Below are 20,304 nucleotides of genomic sequence, written 5' to 3'. Positions count from 1 at the left end.
CTTGTATTCTTCTTTAGCAGTTGTGAATCTTAAGTATCTTTTCAAGGTAATCCCTTTGCTTATCTCTTGTTACAATGTCATCTATAAATCCGCATTCCAGAACTCTTTCTGCTTTCTGGAAGCCCTTGGGAAGCGCTCTGTTAAGAGTCTTCTCAATAACACGGGGGCCCGCAAATCCTATCCTTGCTCCGGGCTCTGCAAGCGTTATGTCCGCAAGCATCGCAAAGCTCGCATCCACGCCTCCCGTCGTAGGATTGGTCAAAAGATTTATATACAGATTTTCCGCATTGTTATGTCTTTTAACCGCCGCGGAAACCTTAGACATCTGCATAAGAGAAAGCATTCCTTCCTGCATTCTTGCTCCGCCGGAGACTGTAACTCCGATAACGGGAAGGCTCTTTTCGGTAGCATATTCAAAAAGACTTGTAATGCGCTCTCCGACAACCGCTCCCATTGACCCCATCATGAAGTTTGCATCCATTGCAAAAATGCATGTTCTGTAGCCGCCAATCGTTGCAACACCGCAGATAACGCCTTCATTTTCACGGCTCTTTTCCCTGGCTGCCTGCAACTTACTGTCATACTCGGGGAAATCAAGAATATTCTTTGACTCAAGATCTCCGAATAATTCCACAAAACTTCTTTTATCCGCGAGCATCAGTATTCTGCGCCTTGCTCTTACGGGAAAGTAGTGTCCGCAGTTCGGACATACGAAATTGTTTTTTCTAATCTTGGCTACGGCTGTCTCTTTCTGGCATCTCTTACAGGTTACTTTTCTGCTTTTCGGCTTAACATCGCCATATTCAAGCTCATTATTTGCTTTTAAAAAAAGACTTTTTAATTCCATAGTTTACAAAACCTTCTGACATATCCCCGTGTCGTAATTGCCGATCACAAATTTGTTGTTGTCCATGAACTTCATATGCATCTCTCTGTTGTTATCAACACCGACAAGCACAAACTCTGAGAGTGCACTTTTCATCTTACGGATCGCACCGTCCCTTGTATCCGCACAAACTATGAGTTTACCAAGCATGGAATCATAGAACGGAGTCACCTCATAGCTCTGATAGAGCGCCGAATCAAATCTCACGTCTACTCCTCCGGGTATATGCAAAAGCTCAACCTTTCCGGTAGACGGCCTAAAGTCTACTGAATTTTCCGCACAGATCCTACATTCAATTGCATGCTTATTGTGCGCGATATCTTCCTGATTAAAAGGAATATCTATTCCTGCCGCAGTCCTTATCTGCCACTCAACTATGTCTATGCCGCATACCATCTCAGTCACGGAGTGCTCAACCTGAAGACGGGTATTCATTTCCATAAAATAGAAGGAATCCCCTTTAACAAGAAACTCCACGGTTCCAACGGTTACATAGCCAACCGTTTTGGCAAGATCTGAAGCAGCTTTGTACATCTTTTCACGTGTTTCATCAGATAAAACAGGAGCAGGACACTCCTCTATAAGTTTCTGGTTTTTGCGCTGAACGGAGCAGTCTCTGTCGCCAAGGACAATTACTTTTCCTCTCTGGTCCGCAAGAATCTGAACCTCAACATGCTTTACGTTCTCGAGATACTTCTCCATAAAGATGGCATCATCTGCAAAAGAGCTCTTTGCTTCCTTTTTTACCTGCTCAAAAGCCGGTATTAATTCGCTTTCCTCTCTTACAACACGGATTCCCTTTCCGCCACCGCCGGCTCTCGCCTTGAGTATTACCGGATATCCTATCTCTTTTGCCCATCTGATCGCAGCCTTGTTGCTCTCTAAGATGTCGCTTCCGGGTGTGACGGGAACTCCGGTACTGACAGCAATCTGTCTCGCAATCTCTTTTTGTCCCATCTTCTCCATGACTTCGGAGCCCGGGCCTATAAGCGCAATGTCGTTTTCTTCACACTTCCTTGCAAACTCAGGATTCTCGGAAAGCATACCGTATCCGGGGTGGATTGCTTCAGCTCCGACAGCCTGAGCCAACGTAATTATGACGTTAATATTCAAATAGCTGTCGTTTACTAAAGGTCCGCCGATGCAGTAGCTCTCATCAGCCATCTCTACATGAAGTGCGTCCTTATCTGCATCGGAATAAACCGCAACGGTCTCTATTCCCATTTCCTTGCATGCTCTGATAACACGTACGGCAACTTCACCACGGTTTGCTATAAGAATCTTAGAAAACATGTCACGCTTCCTCTCTTTCTCCTACTTCCGTAATGGCAAAAGAAAAATCTCCGCTCATACATTTTTTCCCATCTACAGTCAGTTCCCCATGAAGTACATACATGGGGTGAAAAGACCTTATGACCTTAGTGTCGACTCTGATCCTGTCTCCGGGCTTAACCATGTTTCTGAAACGAACTTTATCAAGTCCCGTATAAACAGGAATAACTCCGCCATTCGCCATCTTATCCGCAAAAAGAACGCAGGCTGACTGTGCCATTATCTCGCACTGTATTACTCCGGGCACGATGGGATTACCGGGGAAATGTCCCTGTAAAAAATACTCATCGCCGCGCACGTTGTAATAACCTGTTGCCGTTCCGTCCTCATTGAGATACGCCTCATCAACAAGAAGCATCGGCTCTCTGTGCGGAAGTATCTTTTTCAATTCTTCTCTATTCATAAATTCCTCTTACTCAATAACAAAAAGTGTCTGTTTATACTCAACAAGCGCGCCGTCTGTAACACAGACTTTCTTGACAACCCCGCTCACGGGAGCTTTTACTTCATTCATCATTTTCATTGCCTCGATGGTGCAAAGTACGTCTCCTTCGGATACTTTGTCGCCTTCCTTGAGAGCTTTCTTTTCACCGACAGATGCATAGAAGATTCCAAGAAGCGGTGCGTTTACTGCAGTTCCGGAAATGCTTTCTTCCGCTCCCTGCGCGCTTTGAACGTCCGGAGCACTCTCCTTTTGTACCGGCGTAGCTTCTACTACCTTTACGCTCTCGGTCTTACAGGAGTTCTCTCTTTTCATTTGAATCTTAAAGTCTCCTTCTTCGACAGAAAGCTCTGTTAAATTCAATCTTAAAAAAAGATCACCGTACTCTTTTAATGAACTCATAATTGCCCTTTCTCAATTAACTTTCTTAAATGCTATACATGCGTTGTGTCCGCCAAATCCGAGTGATGTGCTGATCGCATAATCAACAGCAACTTCCTCAGCTTTGTTTACCGTATAGTTAAGATCGCACTCTTCATCTTTTTCTTTGTAATTGATTGTCGGAGGTATGATTCCGTCATTAAGTGCAAGAACGGAAGCAATCGCTTCAACCGCACCTGTTGCACCCATCATGTGTCCTGTCATAGACTTTGTTGAACTGATGTGGATGTCATATGCTTTCTTACCAAAGACTTTCTTTATTGCCTTTGTCTCCATCGCATCGTTAAGGTGTGTTCCTGTTCCGTGTGCATTGAAATAAATCTCGTCGCTGTCGCTTACTTTTGCTTCATTTACAGCAGCCTGGATTGCTCTTACTGCGCCGTCTCCTTCCGGATCGGGAGCTGTGATGTGATAAGCGTCAGATGTATTTCCGTATCCTACAACCTCAGCGTAGATCTTTGCTCCGCGCTTCTTTGCATGTTCGTATTCTTCAAGGATAAGGATTCCTGCGCCCTCACCCATCACGAAGCCGCCTCTTCTCTTATCAAAAGGAATACTTCCCTCTGAAGGATCTTCTGAAAGATTGAGCGCCTGACAGTTGATGAATCCTGCCATGGCAAGTTCATTGATTGAAGCTTCACTTCCTCCTGCGATGATCGCATCTGCATATCCGTGCTTGATAACTCTGTAAGCTTCACCGATTGTATGTGTTGAAGTAGCACATGCAGTAACAATAGGAAGTGTAGGACCTTTAGCGCCAAACTTGATTGATACGGCGCCTGCTGCCATATTGCTGATCATCATGGGAACAAAGAAAGGAGAAACCATCTCGGGGCCTTTTTCATCAAGCTTTCTTGTTTCGCGTATTGTTGTATTAATTCCGCCGATTCCTGATCCTATATATACTCCGAAGCGCTCTTTATCAAGTTCACTCTCAAGAATTCCGCTCTGCTCAACGGCCTGTCTTGCAGCTGCCATTGCATACTGCATGAAAAGATCCGACTTACGGATTTCCTGAACGGTGTCATAATATTTCTTTGGCTCAAACTCTTTTACTTCTGCATCGAGACTAACCTTAAGTCCTGAAGCATCAAATCTCTTTATCTTGTCAACGCCGCATTTTCCGGCCTTTAAGCTCTCCCAAAAAGTATCAATATCATTTCCAACAGGGGAGATTACTCCCATTCCTGTAACAACTACTCTACACATACATTCCTCCATCTACTTTAATAACTTCACCTGTGATATAAGAAGATCTGTCACTTGCAAGGAAAAGTGCAAGTTCAGCGATATCTTCCGGCTTTCCGAGTCTTGCAAGCGGAAGCTGCTTCTTAAGCTCCTCCGTCTGAGCTTCTGAGAGCTGCGCCGTCATCTCGGTAGCGATATATCCGGGTGCGATGGCATTGCATCTTATATTCTTTCTGCCATATTCTTTAGCTACAGTCTTTGTAAAACCTACTATTCCTGCTTTTGATGCAGCATAGTTTGCCTGGCCTTTATTTCCCATCAGTCCTACAACAGAACTGATATTTATGATGTTTCCACCTTTTCTCTTTATAAAATTACGGATAAAAGAGCGTGTTACATACATTGTTCCTTTTAAGTTAATGTCAATAACATCGTCTATATCCGCAATACTCAGTCCCGGAAGCAAGTTGTCTCTTGTTATTCCGGCATTATTTACTACTATGTCCACTCCGCCGAAGTCTGCCAGGATTTCCTCTGATACAGAAGTTACCTGATCGGCGTTCTTTATATCACACAGATATAACTTTACATCTGTACCGTTCTTCTTAAGTTCTTCGATAGCGGCCTGCGCCTTTTCATTGTCTTTTGTTGCGATTATCGCAAGGTTCGCACCGTTCTCTGCGTATTTCTTCGCAATGGCGTTGCCTATTCCTCTTGTTCCGCCTGTGATTACAGCAACTTTTCCCTTTAACATTATTTTTTCAGCTCCTCCACAACTTTATTCAATGAATCAATATCGCTCACGTTATAAATGTTTGCTCCGGGAACAGTTCTTTTTACAAATCCGGAAAGAGTTTTTCCGGGGCCACATTCTATGAATGTGTCAATTCCTGCTGCCGCCATATTGTTAAGTGTCTCTTCCCACTTAACACTGTTTGATATCTGATTCGAAATCGTATCGATTATGCCTTCTTTATCATCGGGATACGGCTTTGCAGTCATATTCGCATATACCGGAGTCTTGGGATCGTTTATGGAATACAGATTTTCGTTTCCTATCTCTTCCTGTAGTCCCAAAGACGCTTCCTTCATATACGGTGTATGGAAAGGACCGCCCACCGCGAGTGCCACGAATCTCACTCCTTTTTCGGAAAGAGCTTCTTTTAACTTCTCAATCCTGTCTTCCTCCCCGGAAACAACAATCTGTCCCGGGCAGTTATAATTGACAGGATATACTCCGAATTCATCGCATAATGATTCAAGCTCACTCTTATCCATTCGCATAACAGCTATCATGCTGCCTTTCTGCGCATCTGCAGCTGCCTGCATAAGCTTTCCTCTTTTACATACCAGTCTGAACGCATCATCTTTGGCGAGCGTTCCGGACATTCCCATAGCAACGACTTCTCCAAGTGAAAAGCCGGCGATTGCATCAGGTTCAACCCCACTGTTTACCAATGCTATCGCACTTGCAATATCAGCCAGAAAAAGACAAGGCTGTGTGTTCTCTGTTCTTTTCAGCTCCTCTTCCGTTCCCGAAAACATCTGATCAAGCGTTCCGGGCCTTACAGTTTCGGCAGTGTCAAAAAACTCCTTCACTTCAGTTACATTCTCATATAGGTCTTTTCCCATTCCGGCGTACTGACTCCCCTGACCGGCAAATAAAAATGCGATTTTATTCATATCTTCTCCACTTTTCTACCACTTTTCAGGCACCCATAAGTGCCATCGCTTCATTGTATATGCCCTTGATGATCTCCTCACAGGTTCCTTCGCTCTTAACGAGTCCGGCAATCTGTCCGCACATACATGAACCGTACTTTACGTCTCCGTCTATAGCTGCTTTTCTAAGTGCGCCTGCGCCCATTGCTTCAAGCTCTTCACTTGTAGTATTGGGATCAAGCTCTTTTGCCTGAAAATCTCTTGTCATTCTGTTCTTCAAAGCTCTTACGGGATGACCGAGAGACTTTCCTGTTACTATCGTGTCTCTGTCTTTTGCACTAAGGACTTTCTCCTTATAGTTTTCATGCACACCACACTCTTTTGCTGTAAGGAATCTTGTTCCCATCTGTACAGCCTTTGCTCCAAGCATATATGCTGCAGCCATTCCTCTTCCGTCGGCAATTCCGCCTGCAGCGATAACAGGGATGTTTACTGCATCTACAACCTGAGGTACAAGTGCCATGGTCGTTGTCTCTCCGACGTGTCCGCCTGATTCGCATCCTTCCGCGATAACAGCGCTTGCGCCCATACGTTCAACCATTACGGCAAGTGCAACACTGGCAACAACACAGATGACCTTTATATTTGCGCCTTTAAGCTTTTCCATGTATTTCGAAGGATTTCCTGCTCCTGTGGTAACAACTGAAATACCTTCTTCACATACAACATCCACAGCCTCTTCAATAAATGGGCTCATCAGCATCAGATTTACTCCAAAGGGCTTATCTGTAAGCTTTTTGGCCTCTTTTATCTGAGCCCTTAACTGTTCGCCGTTTGAGTTCATCGCAGCGATAAGTCCAAGCCCACCGGCATTCGAAACTGCTGCGGCAAGCTTTGCATCGGCAATCCAAGCCATTCCACCTTGTATTACTGGGTATTCAATCCCAAGCATTTCGCAAACAGGATTTTTTTCCATCTTCTTAGTCCTCCAAGCGGATCACTGCTTTTCAATAAGCTCCGCAAGCTTGTCAATTGTTGTGATTTCCTGAGAAAGCTCGATCTTGCAATCAAGTTCTTCCTGCATCTGCATTACAAGTTCCATGATGTCGAGTGAATCAAGTCCGATTTCTGTAAAAGTATCAGTTGTCTTGATCTCTGACTCCTCCTTATCAAGGTACTCTGCGATTATACGTACAATTGTTGCTTTTACATCTTTCATGTTTTTTTCTCCCTTTTCCTAATTATTTTTCCTATTTTCTGAAAATAGGATTGTGAAAACTTAATTCTCTGTTACAATAAACTTGGGTGTTACCCCCAGGTCAAGTGTCTTTTTGATATTTTTTTATCATTTTTAAGGAGGTTTCTGTGACAAGATTTAGTGACTTCAAAGAAGAAGACATAGAGTATTCACTGAGCGTAAGCTCGTTTGCAAAACTATGTGGTACCACAAGAGATACCCTCAGATATTATTACGAACAAAATATTTTGACTCCGCGAGTTGATCCCAACAATGGCTATCACTACTATTCGGCATCACAGATCAGTTCATTCTTTTTTATAAATACAATGCGAAAAGCCGGTTGTTCGATAAAAGAAATAAGCACTACCATTCACAATTCCAGTAAAGAAAGTATCTCAAAATTGGTAAATTCAAAAATACTGGATATGCAACGTGAGTTATTTCTTATCAATAAAAAGATTAGTTCTCTTCACCTTGGACTTTGGATCTTGGAAAAATATGACGGTTGCAAACCCGGTGTTCCGTTCCTTGACACTATTCCTGATATGAGTTTTTCATCGACAAAAGTAAAAGATAAATCTTCTTCCTATCACGCCGCCGATGTTGCCAAGGATATCTCCGCCCATTTGGCAAAAGCCAGTTCAGACTCTTCTTTTGCCGCATTTCCTTCGGGAGTAACTATCGATTATAAAGATCTTTTAAAAGGGGATTACGTATATAACAATATAATAACTTTGTCTTTTTTGCCTGCGGATAATGTTGATTCGTTCCCTCTTCCGAGCAGAAGAGTGATAAGTTGTTATCACGATCACAACACTTCGGGAATAGACAAGACATATAAGAAAATGGTTACATTCATAAAAAGGAACAAGCTGACCGCCTGCTCCGATCTTTTTTCCGTGAGTCTTATAAATATATATAATAAAGAAGCAGACCACACGTATTTTAAGTATTTGTTCATCTGCGTCGAGTAATCTTACCTAAATAATGCAACTTTTAGACACATCATTATTTTATTTCGTTAATTACTCTGACATTAAGGCCTCACCCTCATTTTAAACCATTTAATCATGCGTCTTTTCAGAATTATGCACTAAAAAATACTATAATTTTTGGCGTTTTTTCGATTCAAAGCTCTTGTAAGGCGCATAAAAACATTGTAAAATCTTGATTAGTAGTTAAAATACTCATTTTGAGGGAGGTATTATCATGAATAAGACAGAACTCGTTGATGCTATTGCAAAAGAGACCGGTCTTTCTAAGAAGGATTCTGAGAAGGCTGTAAAGGCTTTCACAGAGGCAGTTTCTAAGGAACTCAAGAAAAAGGGCAAAGTTCAGCTTGTTGGATTTGGTACTTTCGAGACAGCTAAAAGAGCTGCCAGAACAGGTAAGAATCCTCAGACTGGCGCAGCTATTAAGATTCCTGCAGCTACTGTTCCTAAGTTCAAGGCTGGTAAGGCTCTTAAGGATGCTGTTAACGGTAAGAAGAAATAATAATTTCAATTCCCCTGCTTATCAGTGTTGATTTGCAGGGGATTGTTTTTGCTTAATTAATCGTAATATCAATATTCATATCTTCTGATCTCGCAATTATTTATCCCAAATCTTGAGAATTCTTCGTTATCCATTTCCCTGAAATAAGATTCTACAATCCTTACGATTCCGTTATGTGCAACAAGTATATACTCTTTATCGTCTTTCTTAATATCATCAAGAAGGTTATATATTCTCTGAGCCAGTTGCATCATTGATTCACCGGTTTTGAAACGGCTTGCCATGTGCTTTTTAGCTTCATGAAACTCAAGTCCGTCTCTGGCCGTCGATTCGTATATTCCAAAATTCTGTTCTATAAGCCTCTGCTCAACTCTTACCGGAATACCGGTGACTTCCGAGATATGTTTTGCCGTATCGTATGCTCGCAACAATGGGGAAGTAAGTATCTCATCCGCCTTGATATTCTTTCCCTTGATCATGCGTCCAACCTCGATTGCCTGTTCATGCCCTCTTTCGGTCAGTGCGATGTCAGTTGCTCCACAAATCTTGTTTTCAACGTTCCAGATGGTTTCCCCATGTCGTACAAAATAAAAATGATCCATTTGTAATTATCCTTCCAAAAATAAATGTGATATTTTATTATTTTCGTTTTTTCGAAAACTTAAATTAAGTTTCACCTTTAATTATATTCACATAATGAACACAACTTTTTCACATAAATAACACACGAAAAAGCGAAAATAGCTATTGCGATTTGCAGGAATCGACAATCCGGTTTTCGATTATATATTTTAAGAAAGAATATCTTCTACACTAAACATCTTTCAGTTTCGGCTACAAATTCCAATGTGTTTTTTTATTTCTTTCTAGCTAAAAAATCTTATTCGCTATTTTAGGAATAAGCGTCTTTAATTGAAATGATTTTTCTTTTCTGTTATCTTTGGCTCCTTCGAGACTTGTCCGTCATGATCCTGCAGTCACCGGCACTATGTCACGAAGGAGTATCCTTATTATATCAAAAGACAACCGTTCGGGGCACCGCCATTTGCGCACTTTTACGATATGCCTTATTTATACTTGACTTGTCAGGACGATACTGCAATAATATGTTAGATACATACCAAAATACTTGTATACAATTTGCAGGGGATTGATTTATGAAAAAATACAGTGAACTGTCACAAGATGAATTAATTAAAGAGAAAGAAGTTCTTTCAAACGAGTACAAAAAGTGGCAAGCCAAAGGCCTCAAGCTCGATATGAGCCGCGGAAAGCCTTCTGTTGAGCAGCTCAATCTTTCTATGCCTATTTTTGATATCTTAGACGGTAAGTCTTTAATGAGATGCATGAATGGTGTTGAAACAAGAAACTATGGTTGTTTGGAAGGTATCGTTGAGGCTCAGCATCTGATGGCCGAAATAATGGACTGTCAGCCCGAGCAGGTTATCGTTTGCGGTAACTCTTCCTTAAATATAATGTTTGATACCGTTGCGCGCGGATATATGTTTGGTTTTGGCGGCTGCACACCTTGGTGCAAGCTTGATAAAGTTAAGTGGCTCTGCCCTGTACCGGGATATGACAGACACTTTGCCATAACACAGCATTTCGGATTTGAGATGATAAACATCCCCATGAACGAAGACGGTCCTGATATGGATATGATCGAAGATCTCGTATCAAAGGATGACTCGATCAAGGGAATCTGGTGCGTTCCGAAATATTCAAACCCTCAGGGAATTGTTTATTCGGATGAAGTTGTTCGTCGCATGGCTAACCTTAAGCCTGCAGCAAAAGATTTCAGAATCTTCTGGGACAACGCTTACGCAGTACATCACTTATATAAAGAAAAATGCAAGATCTTAAATATCCTTCATGAATGTGAAGAAGCAGATAATCCAAGCCTTGCCTTTGAATTCGCTTCAACTTCAAAAATCACATTTGCAGGTGGCGGAATCGCTGCCATTGCCTGCAACAACGCAAACAGACAGGAACTTAAGAAAACTCTCACTGTTCAGACTATTGGATTCGATAAGATCAACATGCTTCGTCATGCAAGATACTTCATGGATGTTGAATCCGTAGATGAGCACATGAAAAAGCATGCCAAGATCTTAAGACCTAAATTCGAGATGGTCATCAAGACTATGGAACGAGATCTCGGTGATACAGGTTGCGGAACATGGACTTCTCCAAAGGGTGGTTATTTTATCACTTATGAAGCTCCAAAGGGTACTGCTTCACGTATCGTTGAGCTTGCAAAAGAAGCAGGTGTCATCTTAACTCCTGCAGGAGCACCTTTCCCTTATCACATGGATCCTATGGATTCCGTAATAAGATTTGCTCCTTCACTTCCGCCTCTTGAAGAACTTGAGCAGGCTGCAGACATCTTTACAGTATGTGCAAGGATCGCATACTTAGAAAAACTGATATTAGCCAAAGCATAATTTCACACCATACGAAAAAGCTCGGACATTTACCATAAAATGTCCGAGCTTTTTTTATTTTCTTTTATTCACGATACTTTTTAATTTAGTAAGATACTCCATCTTCTTTGCAATATCAAAAAAATTACTCATACCAAGAATTCCGGTAATGACATATATCGGAGCAAAAACAATCAGATACCTCGGCTGCGCCTCAAACAACATAACAAAGGCAGATAAGCCTATAATACTCAGCATAATAAAACGATAATTCCATTCATTTTTTATAAACAGACTAAAGAAAAGAATTCCAAGCCACATAAGCTGCGTAAGATTCAGATAAACCGGAAAGCCTTTATGATCCGGTCTGTAAAAAAATCTGATTCCTGAATTCGCCGGTGTATCCTCCGAAAACTTATCGGTAATAAATCCTTCTCCGTCAAGGCCGTTTCCGAAAGAACCGTCATTGTAATTTAAAATAAGTTTATGGATCATCAATTCACAAAATCCGCCGGGACCCATTTCTTTCAAACGTTTCTTTATAACCTTTTTATTTTGTGACACACGCTCTTCTCTATCGGAAATATAATGTGAAAAGTTATCATCCTCGCCGTTAAACGTACCGTCAGAATCAACATTCATACCGATCATCAGCCAGTGAAACATTGAAAAGCTCTTTTCCCGATCATGTTCCATTCCCGTTTCACTTTCAAAAGTCTTGATCACGGAATAACTTCCCAGTTTAAATGCCGGCACCAGAAGTACCAATATAAGTATTATCGGAACAAGCTTTTTAACAATTTCCACTCCCTTATTTTCAACAAGCACATAAACGGAATGTGCTATAACAATTGCAATCAGCATTATCAGCGATTCCGCTTTGATATGAAAACCGATTATCGAGACAAGAAGCAGCACTATCCACTTTATGATTGTTTTTTTTACAGAGTTCTCATTAATAGATAGGTATATCCACAACACAAGCACCGGGAAGATAATCCCCAATGAGTCCGTATATAATACAAAATTCCAAGGTGAGATACATACGAATACATAACATACCAAGAATCCCAACGACCGCATTTTCTTATCGCCCGTCAGCTTGTATATACTATCGGCAAGAAGCAGTCCCACACAGTAATAAACAATGCAATTAAATACCACACAAAATCCGTAAGCGGATATATAAGAAAATAATCCGATATGCGTAGCTAATGAAAACAGTTTGGCATATATAACCAGTGAAAGCATGTTGTTGGTGTAATGCGAGTAATATCCCGGCTCAAAAGAATTTCCAACCGCCAGATTATATGCATCTTCGGTAAGCGTTCCCGCATCCCATCCGGTTCCATACATCGAACATAGAGCGATTATCACCTGAACAACAAAAAGAACTATAAGAATGACGCCGCTTTTAATTTTGAATCTTTGAAAATCAAAACGCTCAAAGCACCAATATAATAAAGAAAAAAATATGATTCCAAATAGCATCAAAATGGCGTTCTCCAAAACAAGATTTCTTTTAAAATATTCATTGTAAGGGATAAACGTTGATATCAGGATAAAAAACAATGCTACTATAATAAGAATTCGAAAAAGTACAGAAATACTGCTGTTTAATATTTTTTTTAACTGCAACATAAGGACCGCTCTTTTCTCTTAAGATATTATTCCTTCAAATTTTCGCTTAATTCTAACATTGCCAAAATAAGCGGTCAACCTACGCAGGACATAATTTGAATATCGTATAATCTTTTGTTATCATACGTATATCAAATACTTTTTTTATATAATTGGAGCGTTATTATGAATAATACATTTATTGAAGCAATCGGATATTTAGGATCGACATTGGTTCTTGTTTCTTTCCTTATGGCCTCTGTGGCAAAATTAAGAATCGTAAATTCGATAGGTAGTGCGATCTTCACATTATATGCGTTTATCATTCACTCTTATCCCACTGCGATAATGAATATATGCCTTGTTTTGATAAACATATATTATCTTGTAAAGCTGAATAATACATCTGTTGAATACACTTGTATAAAAATATCAAAGGATGATTCTGTAATAAAGCATTTCCTTGATCACTACAAGGAAGATATTTTCAAGTGTTTTCCGGGCATCAATACCAACTTCGAATCGGCAGATGTCGGATATGCGATTCTACACGAAGGAACTCCTGCCGGAGTATTTCTTGGAAAAAGACAAGCCGATGACAATGTAGACATTCTTTTAGACTATTCTATTCCTCAATTCAGAGACTTCTCTATAGGTAAGTTCTTGTATTCAAAGCTTCCCGCCGACGGAATAAAAACCCTTACCTATAGCGGTCCCGATAAGCATCACATGAAATATCTTGCAAAGCTTGGTTTTGAGAAATATGAAAGCTGTTACAAAAAAAGATTTTGATTACCTGTTTTTGGCGATATCCATTATCTGCTGAAAAGTTGTTATATCATTGGCGGTTATCTTAATGTTTGACTCAATCTCTTTTCCGTCAGGTGTAGTCACTTTCACGGCAATAATTGTTCCTTCTTTCATTGAATCATTTCCGATTGCTTTGAAAAAAGCGATGATCTTGGGATGTTCCTGTTGGAATATCTGAAAGCGCTGTTGTAATTGCATTAAACTCATTGGATTCATATTTTTAAAATTTCTCCTGTTTTTCTTTTTATACTAATGTAAAACTTGAGCGAAATCAAATTATTTTCCCGACAATAGGTCTAGAATATGTATGCGCTTACATATTAAAGAAATACCTGATATATAAAAGGAGGATAATAAATGTACGGATTTGGTGATATGATACAGAAGCTTAAGGCAAACCCGAAGACCATCGTTTTTCCCGAAGGATCAGATCCCAGAATCTTGGAGGCTGCTTCACGTCTTCTTGCCGGAAACTTTTTGAAACCTATATTGCTTGGAAATGTTGACGAGATCAATCGTTCTGCCGAAGATGCCGGATATAACATCAGAGGCGCTCAGATAATCGATCCCGAGAACTATGATAGATTTGATGAAATGGTAGAGACTTTCTGCGAACTTCGTAAGAGCAAGGGAATGACTCCCGAGAAAGCTATACCGATTCTCAAGCAGACAAACTATTTTGGAACAATGCTTGTAAAGATGGGACTTGGTGACTGTCTTCTCGGTGGTGCAACATACTCAACTGCAGATACAGTAAGACCTGCACTCCAGATCATTAAGACAAAACCTGAAAACACTATTGTTTCATCATGCTTTATTCTTGTTCGTCCTTCAGCTACAGGGGAGAACGAAGTGATAGCAATGGCAGATTGCGGTATCAACATCAACCCCAACGAAGACGAGCTTGTTGAGATCTGCGGTGAGACTGTAAACTGCGCTCAGAGATTTGGTGTTAATCCCAAAGTTGCTTTCCTTTCATTCTCTACAAAGGGCTCTGCAAAAGATGAGACAGTTACAAAGATGCAGAACGCAACAAAGAAAGCTCAGGCAAAATATCCTGATGTTCCGATCGACGGAGAGCTTCAGTTTGACGCTGCGGTAGCTCCCAATGTTGCAAAGCAGAAGGCTCCCGGTTCACCTGTTGCAGGATATGCAAACACATTCATATTCCCTGACATCAACGCAGGAAACCTTGGATACAAGATTGCTCAGCGTATGGGCAACTTCGAAGCATACGGACCTATTCTTCTTGGTCTTAACGCTCCGATCAACGACCTTTCTCGTGGCTGTAATGCAATCGAAGTTTACTCAATGTCTATCATTACAGCTTCTCTTGCATAAAGCAGTTTCTTTGTAAAATATAAACGAACATAAAACACCCCATAGAAATCAGATATCCTGACTTTTATGGGGGTATTTTTTACTCATCTTTATTTAGTTCGTGCTTTCCTCTGCGTTCGTGTTCTTTATCTTTGTAATAAGCAGCCTTATCTTCATACATACGCTCATCTGCTTTTTTAACAGCTTTATTGATTTCCCTTGAATCTTCAAGCCATATATAGCCTGTCGCAGCAGATACTTTTTCCAGTTTAGTGCGAAGTTTTTTCACAAGCTCTGTAAACTTCTCTTCGGTTATCTCGGGGATGATGGCTATAAACTCATCTCCGCCTATCCTGTAACAATACTTCCTCTTAAATACCGAAGCAACGATTGACGATGTCTCTCTTATCTTTTCATCTCCGGCATCATGTCCTTCAGTTGCATTGATTGCTTTAAGTCCGTTTATATCTATGTAGCACACGCCTACTACAGAAGACATTCCTGACAAAACAAGCAGCGCCTGATTCAGAGAGTTTCTGTTTCCAAGCCCCGTCAGCGCATCGTGGCTTCCAAGATACATCATCTCTTTTGTCAGAGCTCTGTTTCTCATATCGTAGGAAATAAAGATTGCTACCGACTCCATTACTTCTGCGACATTTATCGGCAACGAATTTTCATAATTATCGGCAACAAGGTATCCGATGATCTCATCGTTATCATGAAGCGTTGTCACTATATATCTCGAAACACTTCCCGCAAGAAGTCCGTTATAAACCTCTTCTTCATACTGCTGGATAATAGAAGTGTCATTTATAACTATAGTGTTCTTTCCCTTAAGCTGTCTGTCCCACATATCAACTATGTTCATCCGCTCAAAATCTTTTCGACTCGGAAGATTAGAAGCATGTGCATCATTAAGCCACTCTCTTACATCTACAACCTTTTTGTCTTTTACCTCAACGATTCCTACACGGTCAGCTTTTATCGCCTGTCCGAGTAGCTTCAGTACTTTACGTATTCCTTTGCCAAACTCTGCGGATGACAAGGCTGTAGCGCAATCAATAACAAGCTTACTGGTATTGGAAGCAAGCTCGCGATTATCCTCACTCTTTTTTGCAATTGTTATGTCATGGATTATAAATGCACAAAAGCCCTTCTGATAAACAGGAACAGCGCAGTATTCAAGCCACTTGTCATGTTGTGTGTTATAAGTCCTTATTGTCGAAGACTGTCTTAAGATCGCAGCCTGATAACTATATTTGATCCAGTCCTCATCTCTGTTCATAACAGTCTTTAAATATGTATTGCCAACAAGCTCAGCCGAAGGCTTTCCGACAAGCTGAGAATACTTCTCATTTGCGAACAAAAAAAGCATATCCTTCACTGTTCCGAAAGGATCTGTCATAACTTTAAAAATACAATATGCATCCGGCAGATCTTTTAGCATATACAAAATATCACTCGGCGCAAAATTAGAAGATGATGAGTATCCAATTTTTCCGTCATTCTGATTGTCCGGCATCTGCATTCTCCTTAATTAAGTATATTCTTTTACTTCCTTTCGTAAATTATACTATAAAACAGTACACTTTGCACCTATACCGATGGCTCCCCTACATATTTTACCAATTCCGCGCGGTCAAGATTTTCTCCGATTATTATAAGTACCGCCCTGTCTGTGTTTACGCGCTTTGTATCATACCTTTTCCTTGTAACATTAAGTTCAATCTTTTCGGTATCGCCTACTTGGATAAATCCCTTTATCCTGTGCACATTCCCGCATTTCTCATCCTCAAATATCTTAGTTACCGTTTCATGCAACAGTTCTTCATCTATTGTAAAATCAAAATAAAACAGCGTTTGATATCCGGAATCTCCTACGTGCATTCGCTTGGGATAATCAGCTTTTTTATATCCCGAACCGATCATCTTGTTATAATCCGCATCTGAAAATTCATCCCAGTTTTTCGCGATTATATCTTCAGGTCTTATTACTCTCGAGCACTCAAATTCATCCATGACTGATTCGATATGCGAAAGAATCTCATCTCTTTTTTTCTCATTTTCTTCGTCCAACTTACTTACGACAACCACTCCTGCCGACGCAATCTCAGACATCAGCATATAACGGGACTCCTGTGACAGATCCGCCACGTGCTCCGCATCGTATATACATATGACGCTTCCCATCTCATACCACATATCTATCGGCGACTCATACAATATGTCAAATAACTCATCCGGATCAAAAACGCCTGACGGCTCGATTATTACCCTGTCATATCCAAGCATTCCCATCGCTATAAGCTTTGTCTTTAGCCTTCGCTGATGCGCCACCTCTCCGTCTCCGCCGACTATCATCTCAATATTACAGTTTTCACCGAGCAGCTCCTGCAAAAGAACCATATCTACATTTATGGCTCCGAAATCATTTTCGATGATGCATATTTTTTCACCTTTTTCCATGAGCTTTTTTGCATATTTTTTTAAAAAAGTGGTCTTTCCCGATCCGAGAAATCCTGTTATAAGATCGACTTTGGTCATTCTTTCTCCATCCCAAAAAAGAGGCCCATAAGACCTCTCTTTTCTTAATCTTCAACTGTTATACTCTCTATCACTATGTCCTTGCCCTCTATTATCTTTGCCTTTTTCCCGCCGCAATTAGGGCATAAATATCTGTTGCTCTTATCGGGAAAATACTCTTTTCCGCACTCCTCGCACAGCGCTTTAACAGGAACCTCTTCGCATATCAGCTCAGCTCCGTCAAGCGGTGTGCCTTCCACGACTTTTGTAAAATACTTATTTAAGTAATATGGCAACACTCCGCTCGTCTTACCGACAAGAACATGAATACTCTTTATCTTGCTGTCTTTTGCCGAGTCCATCGCCATCGCCACTATTTTCGTAACGTAACTCATTTCATGCATAACATTCACCATACATCATATTTTAATTATCATTTTATAGCATTTTAATTGAATAAATCCTGCGTTAAAAAGATAATATTAATACCTAAAGGAGGGTTTACCATGTCACATAATACCACAAAAATCTGCATAGGCTGCGGTCGTACATTTAATGCCCGCAACAGTAACATGCCCTTTTGCTGTAAATTCTGTAAAAAGAGATACTCCTATCACTACACTTTCAAATGCAGTGATTGCAGAAACGCAGCATGTGAAGTAAGAAACAACTATTTAAGCGGCTGTGCAATAGGCTGTCCCAATCTTAAATGGGTTCCGTAAGTCTCTTGTTATCACATGCCAAGCAAATGGTTAATAAACTGCTGCGCAACACGACCGGAGATGCCGCCGTGGTTCATTTCCCATCTGTCTGCCTCTCTAAACAATTCTTCTTCCTTCATATCTATTTTATTCCTGATTGCCAATTTTTTGACAATATCGTAATATTCCTGTCTTGAAGGCTTATAATAGCCGATCGTCACACCAAATCTGTTTGCAAGCGAAAGCTTCTCTTCCATTGTATCCGAGTGATGAATATCAGCATTCTGTTCAACATCATGCCTGTCTCTCCAAGTCTCGCGGATGAGATGCCTTCTGTTTGACGTCGCATAAATAAGGATATTATCGGGTCTTGTCTCAACGCCACCTTCGATAACCGCTTTGAGGAACTTATAATCGGATTCATCTTCTTCAAAAGAAAGATCGTCCATATAAATAATAAACTTATAGTTTCTGTTCTTGATCTGCGAAATAAGTCCGGATAACAGCCTGAACTGATACTTATATATCTCGATCATTCTAAGTCCGTCGCTGTAAAACTCATTTACTATAGCTTTTATACTTGTCGATTTCCCCGTACCGCTGTCACCAAAAAGAAGTACGTTGTTCGCTTTCTTTCCCTCAACAAATGCCTTGGTATTTTCAACAAGTTTCTTCTTCTGGATTTCATATCCCACAAGGTCGTCAAGCACAACACTGTCCATGTTGTTTATTGATGAGAAAAGAATCTTTCCGTCGTTTCCCTCATTTAATCTGAACGCCTTATTAAGACCGAATGCGCCAACACCGATTTCCTTGTAAAAATTCGTTACGGTATCAAAAAAAGCATTTTCATCCTTAGCATTTTCAAGCTTTTCAGAAAGGCTTCTCACCTTTTCGCTTACGTTGTGATTGTACATAAGCTCAGGCTTCTCAATTGCCTTATAATCCGTTATGCATGAAAAACAATCTATCTCAAGCGCATCTTCTATTTCTGAGAAATCATATTCAAAAAGTTTTTTGAAAACGCCAAAATCACTCTTTGCAAAATGATTTACGCTTCCGTCCTTGCTTCCGACTTTTTCACATGTCAAAGAAAAAGGATTTTCCTGCATGATCAGAAGATATGTCAGATAGTTATGCCATAAGTTTTTATCAAAAGCATAATCTGTTCCCAACTCAAGAATTCTTTTTATCTGTTTATATATTCTTGTCGTCAGGTCTGTCTTATCATAATCATTTGAGTGAAAATCCTTAAAAACAGACGCAAGCTGCATTAATATTGAGTTTTGAGGCTGATCGCCGTAAATCAGCAAATTTGATACCAATTGTTCCATAATATTCTCCGATAATAATTTCTATGATGATATACAAATTCTTTTTTGTACCTACATCATGTATGATAGGTAAATTATATATCAGTTATCTGAACTTGGCACCATTTTGCATTTATTTTATTCGGTATTTCCTTAGATCTGCATAGCTTTGATCTTACTTGATATAGCGGTAGCAAGCGCCTCATGACCTTTTTCATCAAGGTGCTCATCGTCGCGCTTACTGGGTGAAGCATATGAAGAAGCCGCAAGGAAAGTGTTTCCTCTTTTTTCCGCAATCTTCTTGTAAGTTTTTGCGAGTTCTTTACTGCGGTTCACAGAATCCGTGTCAAACTCCGGATCCTTTGTGGGCTGCCACACATCGTCGCCGAGGTGAATGGGCGATACGACCAAAACTTTCTCAGGCGATACATATTTTTCAATCTCCTCTATGCAACGCTCGAGGCCTTTTCCTATCACATGTGGGTTGGCATGGTAGTATGTTTTGCAGTCATTTGTTCCGAGCATGATTATTACTCCGTCTAAAGGAGAAGCACTCTCAAGAATAAGGGGAAGTGTATCGACACCTTTTCTGAAAGGTCTTATCTCATCTTCAAATACGGTTGTTCTTCCGCAAAGTCCCTCTTCTATTATTTTTGTATCATTAAGTTTGTTCTGAACAAGTCCCGTCCATCTGATCTCATCGGGATATCTTTCCTTTGTTCCGGGGATAAGCCCCCATGTATTCGAATCACCAAACGCAAGTATGTTTTTCATAGTTTTTTGTACTCCTTTGATAATTCCATTATGCTATTCAAACTTTATTTTGTATAATATTGACATCTTATAGGCAGACATAAGCATTTCATATTACAATATTTAAAAGTCATTACTTATGAAAGGAAAGATATT

Annotated in this window: 23 protein-coding genes; 6 read left to right on the top strand and 17 right to left on the bottom strand. The window is 40.3% G+C overall.

Annotated features, from left to right (window positions below; translation table 11 throughout):
• Positions 1–13 precede the first annotated feature (13 nt).
• Genes DL92_RS0105690 through DL92_RS0105650 form a run of 9 tightly spaced genes read right to left on the bottom strand, consistent with a single transcriptional unit; the run spans position 14 to position 7,170 of the window.
• Positions 14–847 (bottom strand): acetyl-CoA carboxylase carboxyltransferase subunit beta, encoded by an 834-nt coding sequence (locus tag DL92_RS0105690; RefSeq protein ID WP_026667159.1) that lies wholly within the window; start codon positions 845–847, stop codon positions 14–16.
• Positions 848–850: 3 nt separating this feature from the next.
• Positions 851–2,179 carry an acetyl-CoA carboxylase biotin carboxylase subunit gene (locus DL92_RS0105685; RefSeq protein ID WP_026655945.1) on the bottom strand — a complete coding sequence of 443 codons (1,329 nt, stop codon included), beginning with the start codon at positions 2,177–2,179 and terminating at the stop codon, positions 851–853.
• Position 2,180: 1 nt separating this feature from the next.
• Positions 2,181–2,621 (bottom strand): 3-hydroxyacyl-ACP dehydratase FabZ, encoded by a 441-nt coding sequence (fabZ, locus tag DL92_RS0105680; RefSeq protein WP_026655946.1) that lies wholly within the window; start codon positions 2,619–2,621, stop codon positions 2,181–2,183.
• A gap of 9 nt (positions 2,622–2,630) precedes the next feature.
• Positions 2,631–3,062: an acetyl-CoA carboxylase biotin carboxyl carrier protein gene (locus DL92_RS21650; RefSeq protein WP_026655947.1), complete on the bottom strand. Its 432-nt coding sequence runs from the start codon at positions 3,060–3,062 to the stop codon at positions 2,631–2,633.
• A gap of 12 nt (positions 3,063–3,074) precedes the next feature.
• Positions 3,075–4,310, bottom strand: coding sequence for a beta-ketoacyl-ACP synthase II (gene fabF / locus DL92_RS0105670; protein ID WP_026667158.1), 1,236 nt, complete (start codon positions 4,308–4,310; stop codon positions 3,075–3,077).
• On the bottom strand, positions 4,303–5,043 hold the full coding sequence (gene fabG, locus DL92_RS0105665; protein WP_026667157.1) for a 3-oxoacyl-[acyl-carrier-protein] reductase: 741 nt from the start codon (positions 5,041–5,043) through the stop codon (positions 4,303–4,305). The genes fabF and fabG overlap by 8 nt, the downstream gene beginning before the upstream one ends.
• On the bottom strand, positions 5,043–5,972 hold the full coding sequence (fabD, locus tag DL92_RS0105660) for an ACP S-malonyltransferase (protein WP_026655950.1): 930 nt from the start codon (positions 5,970–5,972) through the stop codon (positions 5,043–5,045). The genes fabG and fabD overlap by 1 nt, the downstream gene beginning before the upstream one ends.
• 25 nt (positions 5,973–5,997) lie before the next feature.
• Entirely contained in the window at positions 5,998–6,927 is a 930-nt protein-coding gene (fabK, locus tag DL92_RS0105655) for an enoyl-[acyl-carrier-protein] reductase FabK (RefSeq protein WP_026655951.1), read from the bottom strand.
• Between the two features lie 21 nt (positions 6,928–6,948).
• Entirely contained in the window at positions 6,949–7,170 is a 222-nt protein-coding gene (locus tag DL92_RS0105650) for an acyl carrier protein (RefSeq protein ID WP_026513845.1), read from the bottom strand.
• A gap of 146 nt (positions 7,171–7,316) precedes the next feature.
• On the opposite strand from DL92_RS0105650, the gene DL92_RS0105645 reads away from it, so the two are divergent.
• Together DL92_RS0105645 and DL92_RS0105640 are read left to right on the top strand one after the other, a co-directional pair.
• Positions 7,317–8,165, top strand: coding sequence for a MerR family transcriptional regulator (locus tag DL92_RS0105645; protein ID WP_026655952.1), 849 nt, complete (start codon positions 7,317–7,319; stop codon positions 8,163–8,165).
• A 235-nt stretch (positions 8,166–8,400) separates the two neighbouring features.
• Complete coding sequence (locus DL92_RS0105640) at positions 8,401–8,685, top strand: HU family DNA-binding protein (protein ID WP_013282588.1); 285 nt, start codon at positions 8,401–8,403, stop codon at positions 8,683–8,685.
• 68 nt (positions 8,686–8,753) lie between these two features.
• On the opposite strand, the gene DL92_RS0105635 is transcribed toward DL92_RS0105640, so the two are convergent.
• On the bottom strand, positions 8,754–9,287 hold the full coding sequence (locus DL92_RS0105635) for a histidine phosphatase family protein (RefSeq protein ID WP_026667156.1): 534 nt from the start codon (positions 9,285–9,287) through the stop codon (positions 8,754–8,756).
• Positions 9,288–9,842: 555 nt separating this feature from the next.
• Between DL92_RS0105635 and DL92_RS0105630 the strand changes: the two genes are divergently transcribed.
• Positions 9,843–11,129, top strand: a complete 1,287-nt coding sequence (locus DL92_RS0105630; RefSeq protein ID WP_026655954.1) for an aspartate aminotransferase type Ic — start codon at positions 9,843–9,845, stop codon at positions 11,127–11,129.
• 54 nt (positions 11,130–11,183) lie between these two features.
• Here the strand turns inward: DL92_RS0105630 and DL92_RS0105625 are convergent, their stop codons facing one another.
• Positions 11,184–12,599: a glycosyltransferase family protein gene (locus tag DL92_RS0105625; RefSeq protein ID WP_197027237.1), complete on the bottom strand. Its 1,416-nt coding sequence runs from the start codon at positions 12,597–12,599 to the stop codon at positions 11,184–11,186.
• 264 nt (positions 12,600–12,863) lie between these two features.
• On the opposite strand from DL92_RS0105625, the gene DL92_RS0105620 reads away from it, so the two are divergent.
• Positions 12,864–13,520: a YgjV family protein gene (locus DL92_RS0105620; protein WP_256379962.1), complete on the top strand. Its 657-nt coding sequence runs from the start codon at positions 12,864–12,866 to the stop codon at positions 13,518–13,520.
• Here DL92_RS0105620 and DL92_RS18380 read toward each other — a convergent pair whose 3' ends face one another.
• Positions 13,521–13,754 carry a hypothetical protein gene (locus DL92_RS18380; RefSeq protein WP_034462078.1) on the bottom strand — a complete coding sequence of 78 codons (234 nt, stop codon included), beginning with the start codon at positions 13,752–13,754 and terminating at the stop codon, positions 13,521–13,523. It abuts the gene before it with no gap.
• A gap of 141 nt (positions 13,755–13,895) precedes the next feature.
• Between DL92_RS18380 and pta the strand changes: the two genes are divergently transcribed.
• On the top strand, positions 13,896–14,879 hold the full coding sequence (gene pta / locus DL92_RS0105610; RefSeq protein ID WP_026655957.1) for a phosphate acetyltransferase: 984 nt from the start codon (positions 13,896–13,898) through the stop codon (positions 14,877–14,879).
• A 79-nt stretch (positions 14,880–14,958) separates the two neighbouring features.
• Here the strand turns inward: pta and DL92_RS18375 are convergent, their stop codons facing one another.
• The 3 genes from DL92_RS18375 to DL92_RS0105595 all read right to left on the bottom strand — a co-directional run bounded on the left by DL92_RS18375 (position 14,959) and on the right by DL92_RS0105595 (position 17,785).
• A complete protein-coding gene (locus DL92_RS18375; RefSeq protein WP_026655958.1) occupies positions 14,959–16,380 on the bottom strand; it encodes a diguanylate cyclase domain-containing protein in 1,422 nt (473 codons plus the stop codon).
• A gap of 74 nt (positions 16,381–16,454) precedes the next feature.
• Entirely contained in the window at positions 16,455–17,402 is a 948-nt protein-coding gene (locus DL92_RS0105600) for a GTP-binding protein (protein ID WP_026655959.1), read from the bottom strand.
• A gap of 44 nt (positions 17,403–17,446) precedes the next feature.
• On the bottom strand, positions 17,447–17,785 hold the full coding sequence (locus DL92_RS0105595; protein WP_242845836.1) for a hydrogenase maturation nickel metallochaperone HypA/HybF: 339 nt from the start codon (positions 17,783–17,785) through the stop codon (positions 17,447–17,449).
• 102 nt (positions 17,786–17,887) lie between these two features.
• Between DL92_RS0105595 and DL92_RS0105590 the strand changes: the two genes are divergently transcribed.
• Complete coding sequence (locus DL92_RS0105590; RefSeq protein ID WP_026667152.1) at positions 17,888–18,103, top strand: hypothetical protein; 216 nt, start codon at positions 17,888–17,890, stop codon at positions 18,101–18,103.
• An 11-nt stretch (positions 18,104–18,114) separates the two neighbouring features.
• Here DL92_RS0105590 and DL92_RS0105585 read toward each other — a convergent pair whose 3' ends face one another.
• Positions 18,115–19,416: an ATP-binding protein gene (locus DL92_RS0105585; protein ID WP_026655962.1), complete on the bottom strand. Its 1,302-nt coding sequence runs from the start codon at positions 19,414–19,416 to the stop codon at positions 18,115–18,117.
• Between the two features lie 132 nt (positions 19,417–19,548).
• The gene (locus DL92_RS0105580) at positions 19,549–20,169 is read right to left on the bottom strand and encodes a GDSL-type esterase/lipase family protein (protein WP_026655963.1); all 621 of its coding nucleotides are present in this window, start codon (positions 20,167–20,169) and stop codon (positions 19,549–19,551) included.
• Positions 20,170–20,304 lie beyond the last annotated feature (135 nt).

Source organism: Butyrivibrio sp. AE2005, from assembly GCF_000686965.1.
Lineage (GTDB): Bacteria > Bacillota > Clostridia > Lachnospirales > Lachnospiraceae > Butyrivibrio > Butyrivibrio hungatei_A.
Note: the sequence above shows the minus strand (reverse complement) of the source record. Positions and strands in the feature narration are given on the sequence as shown.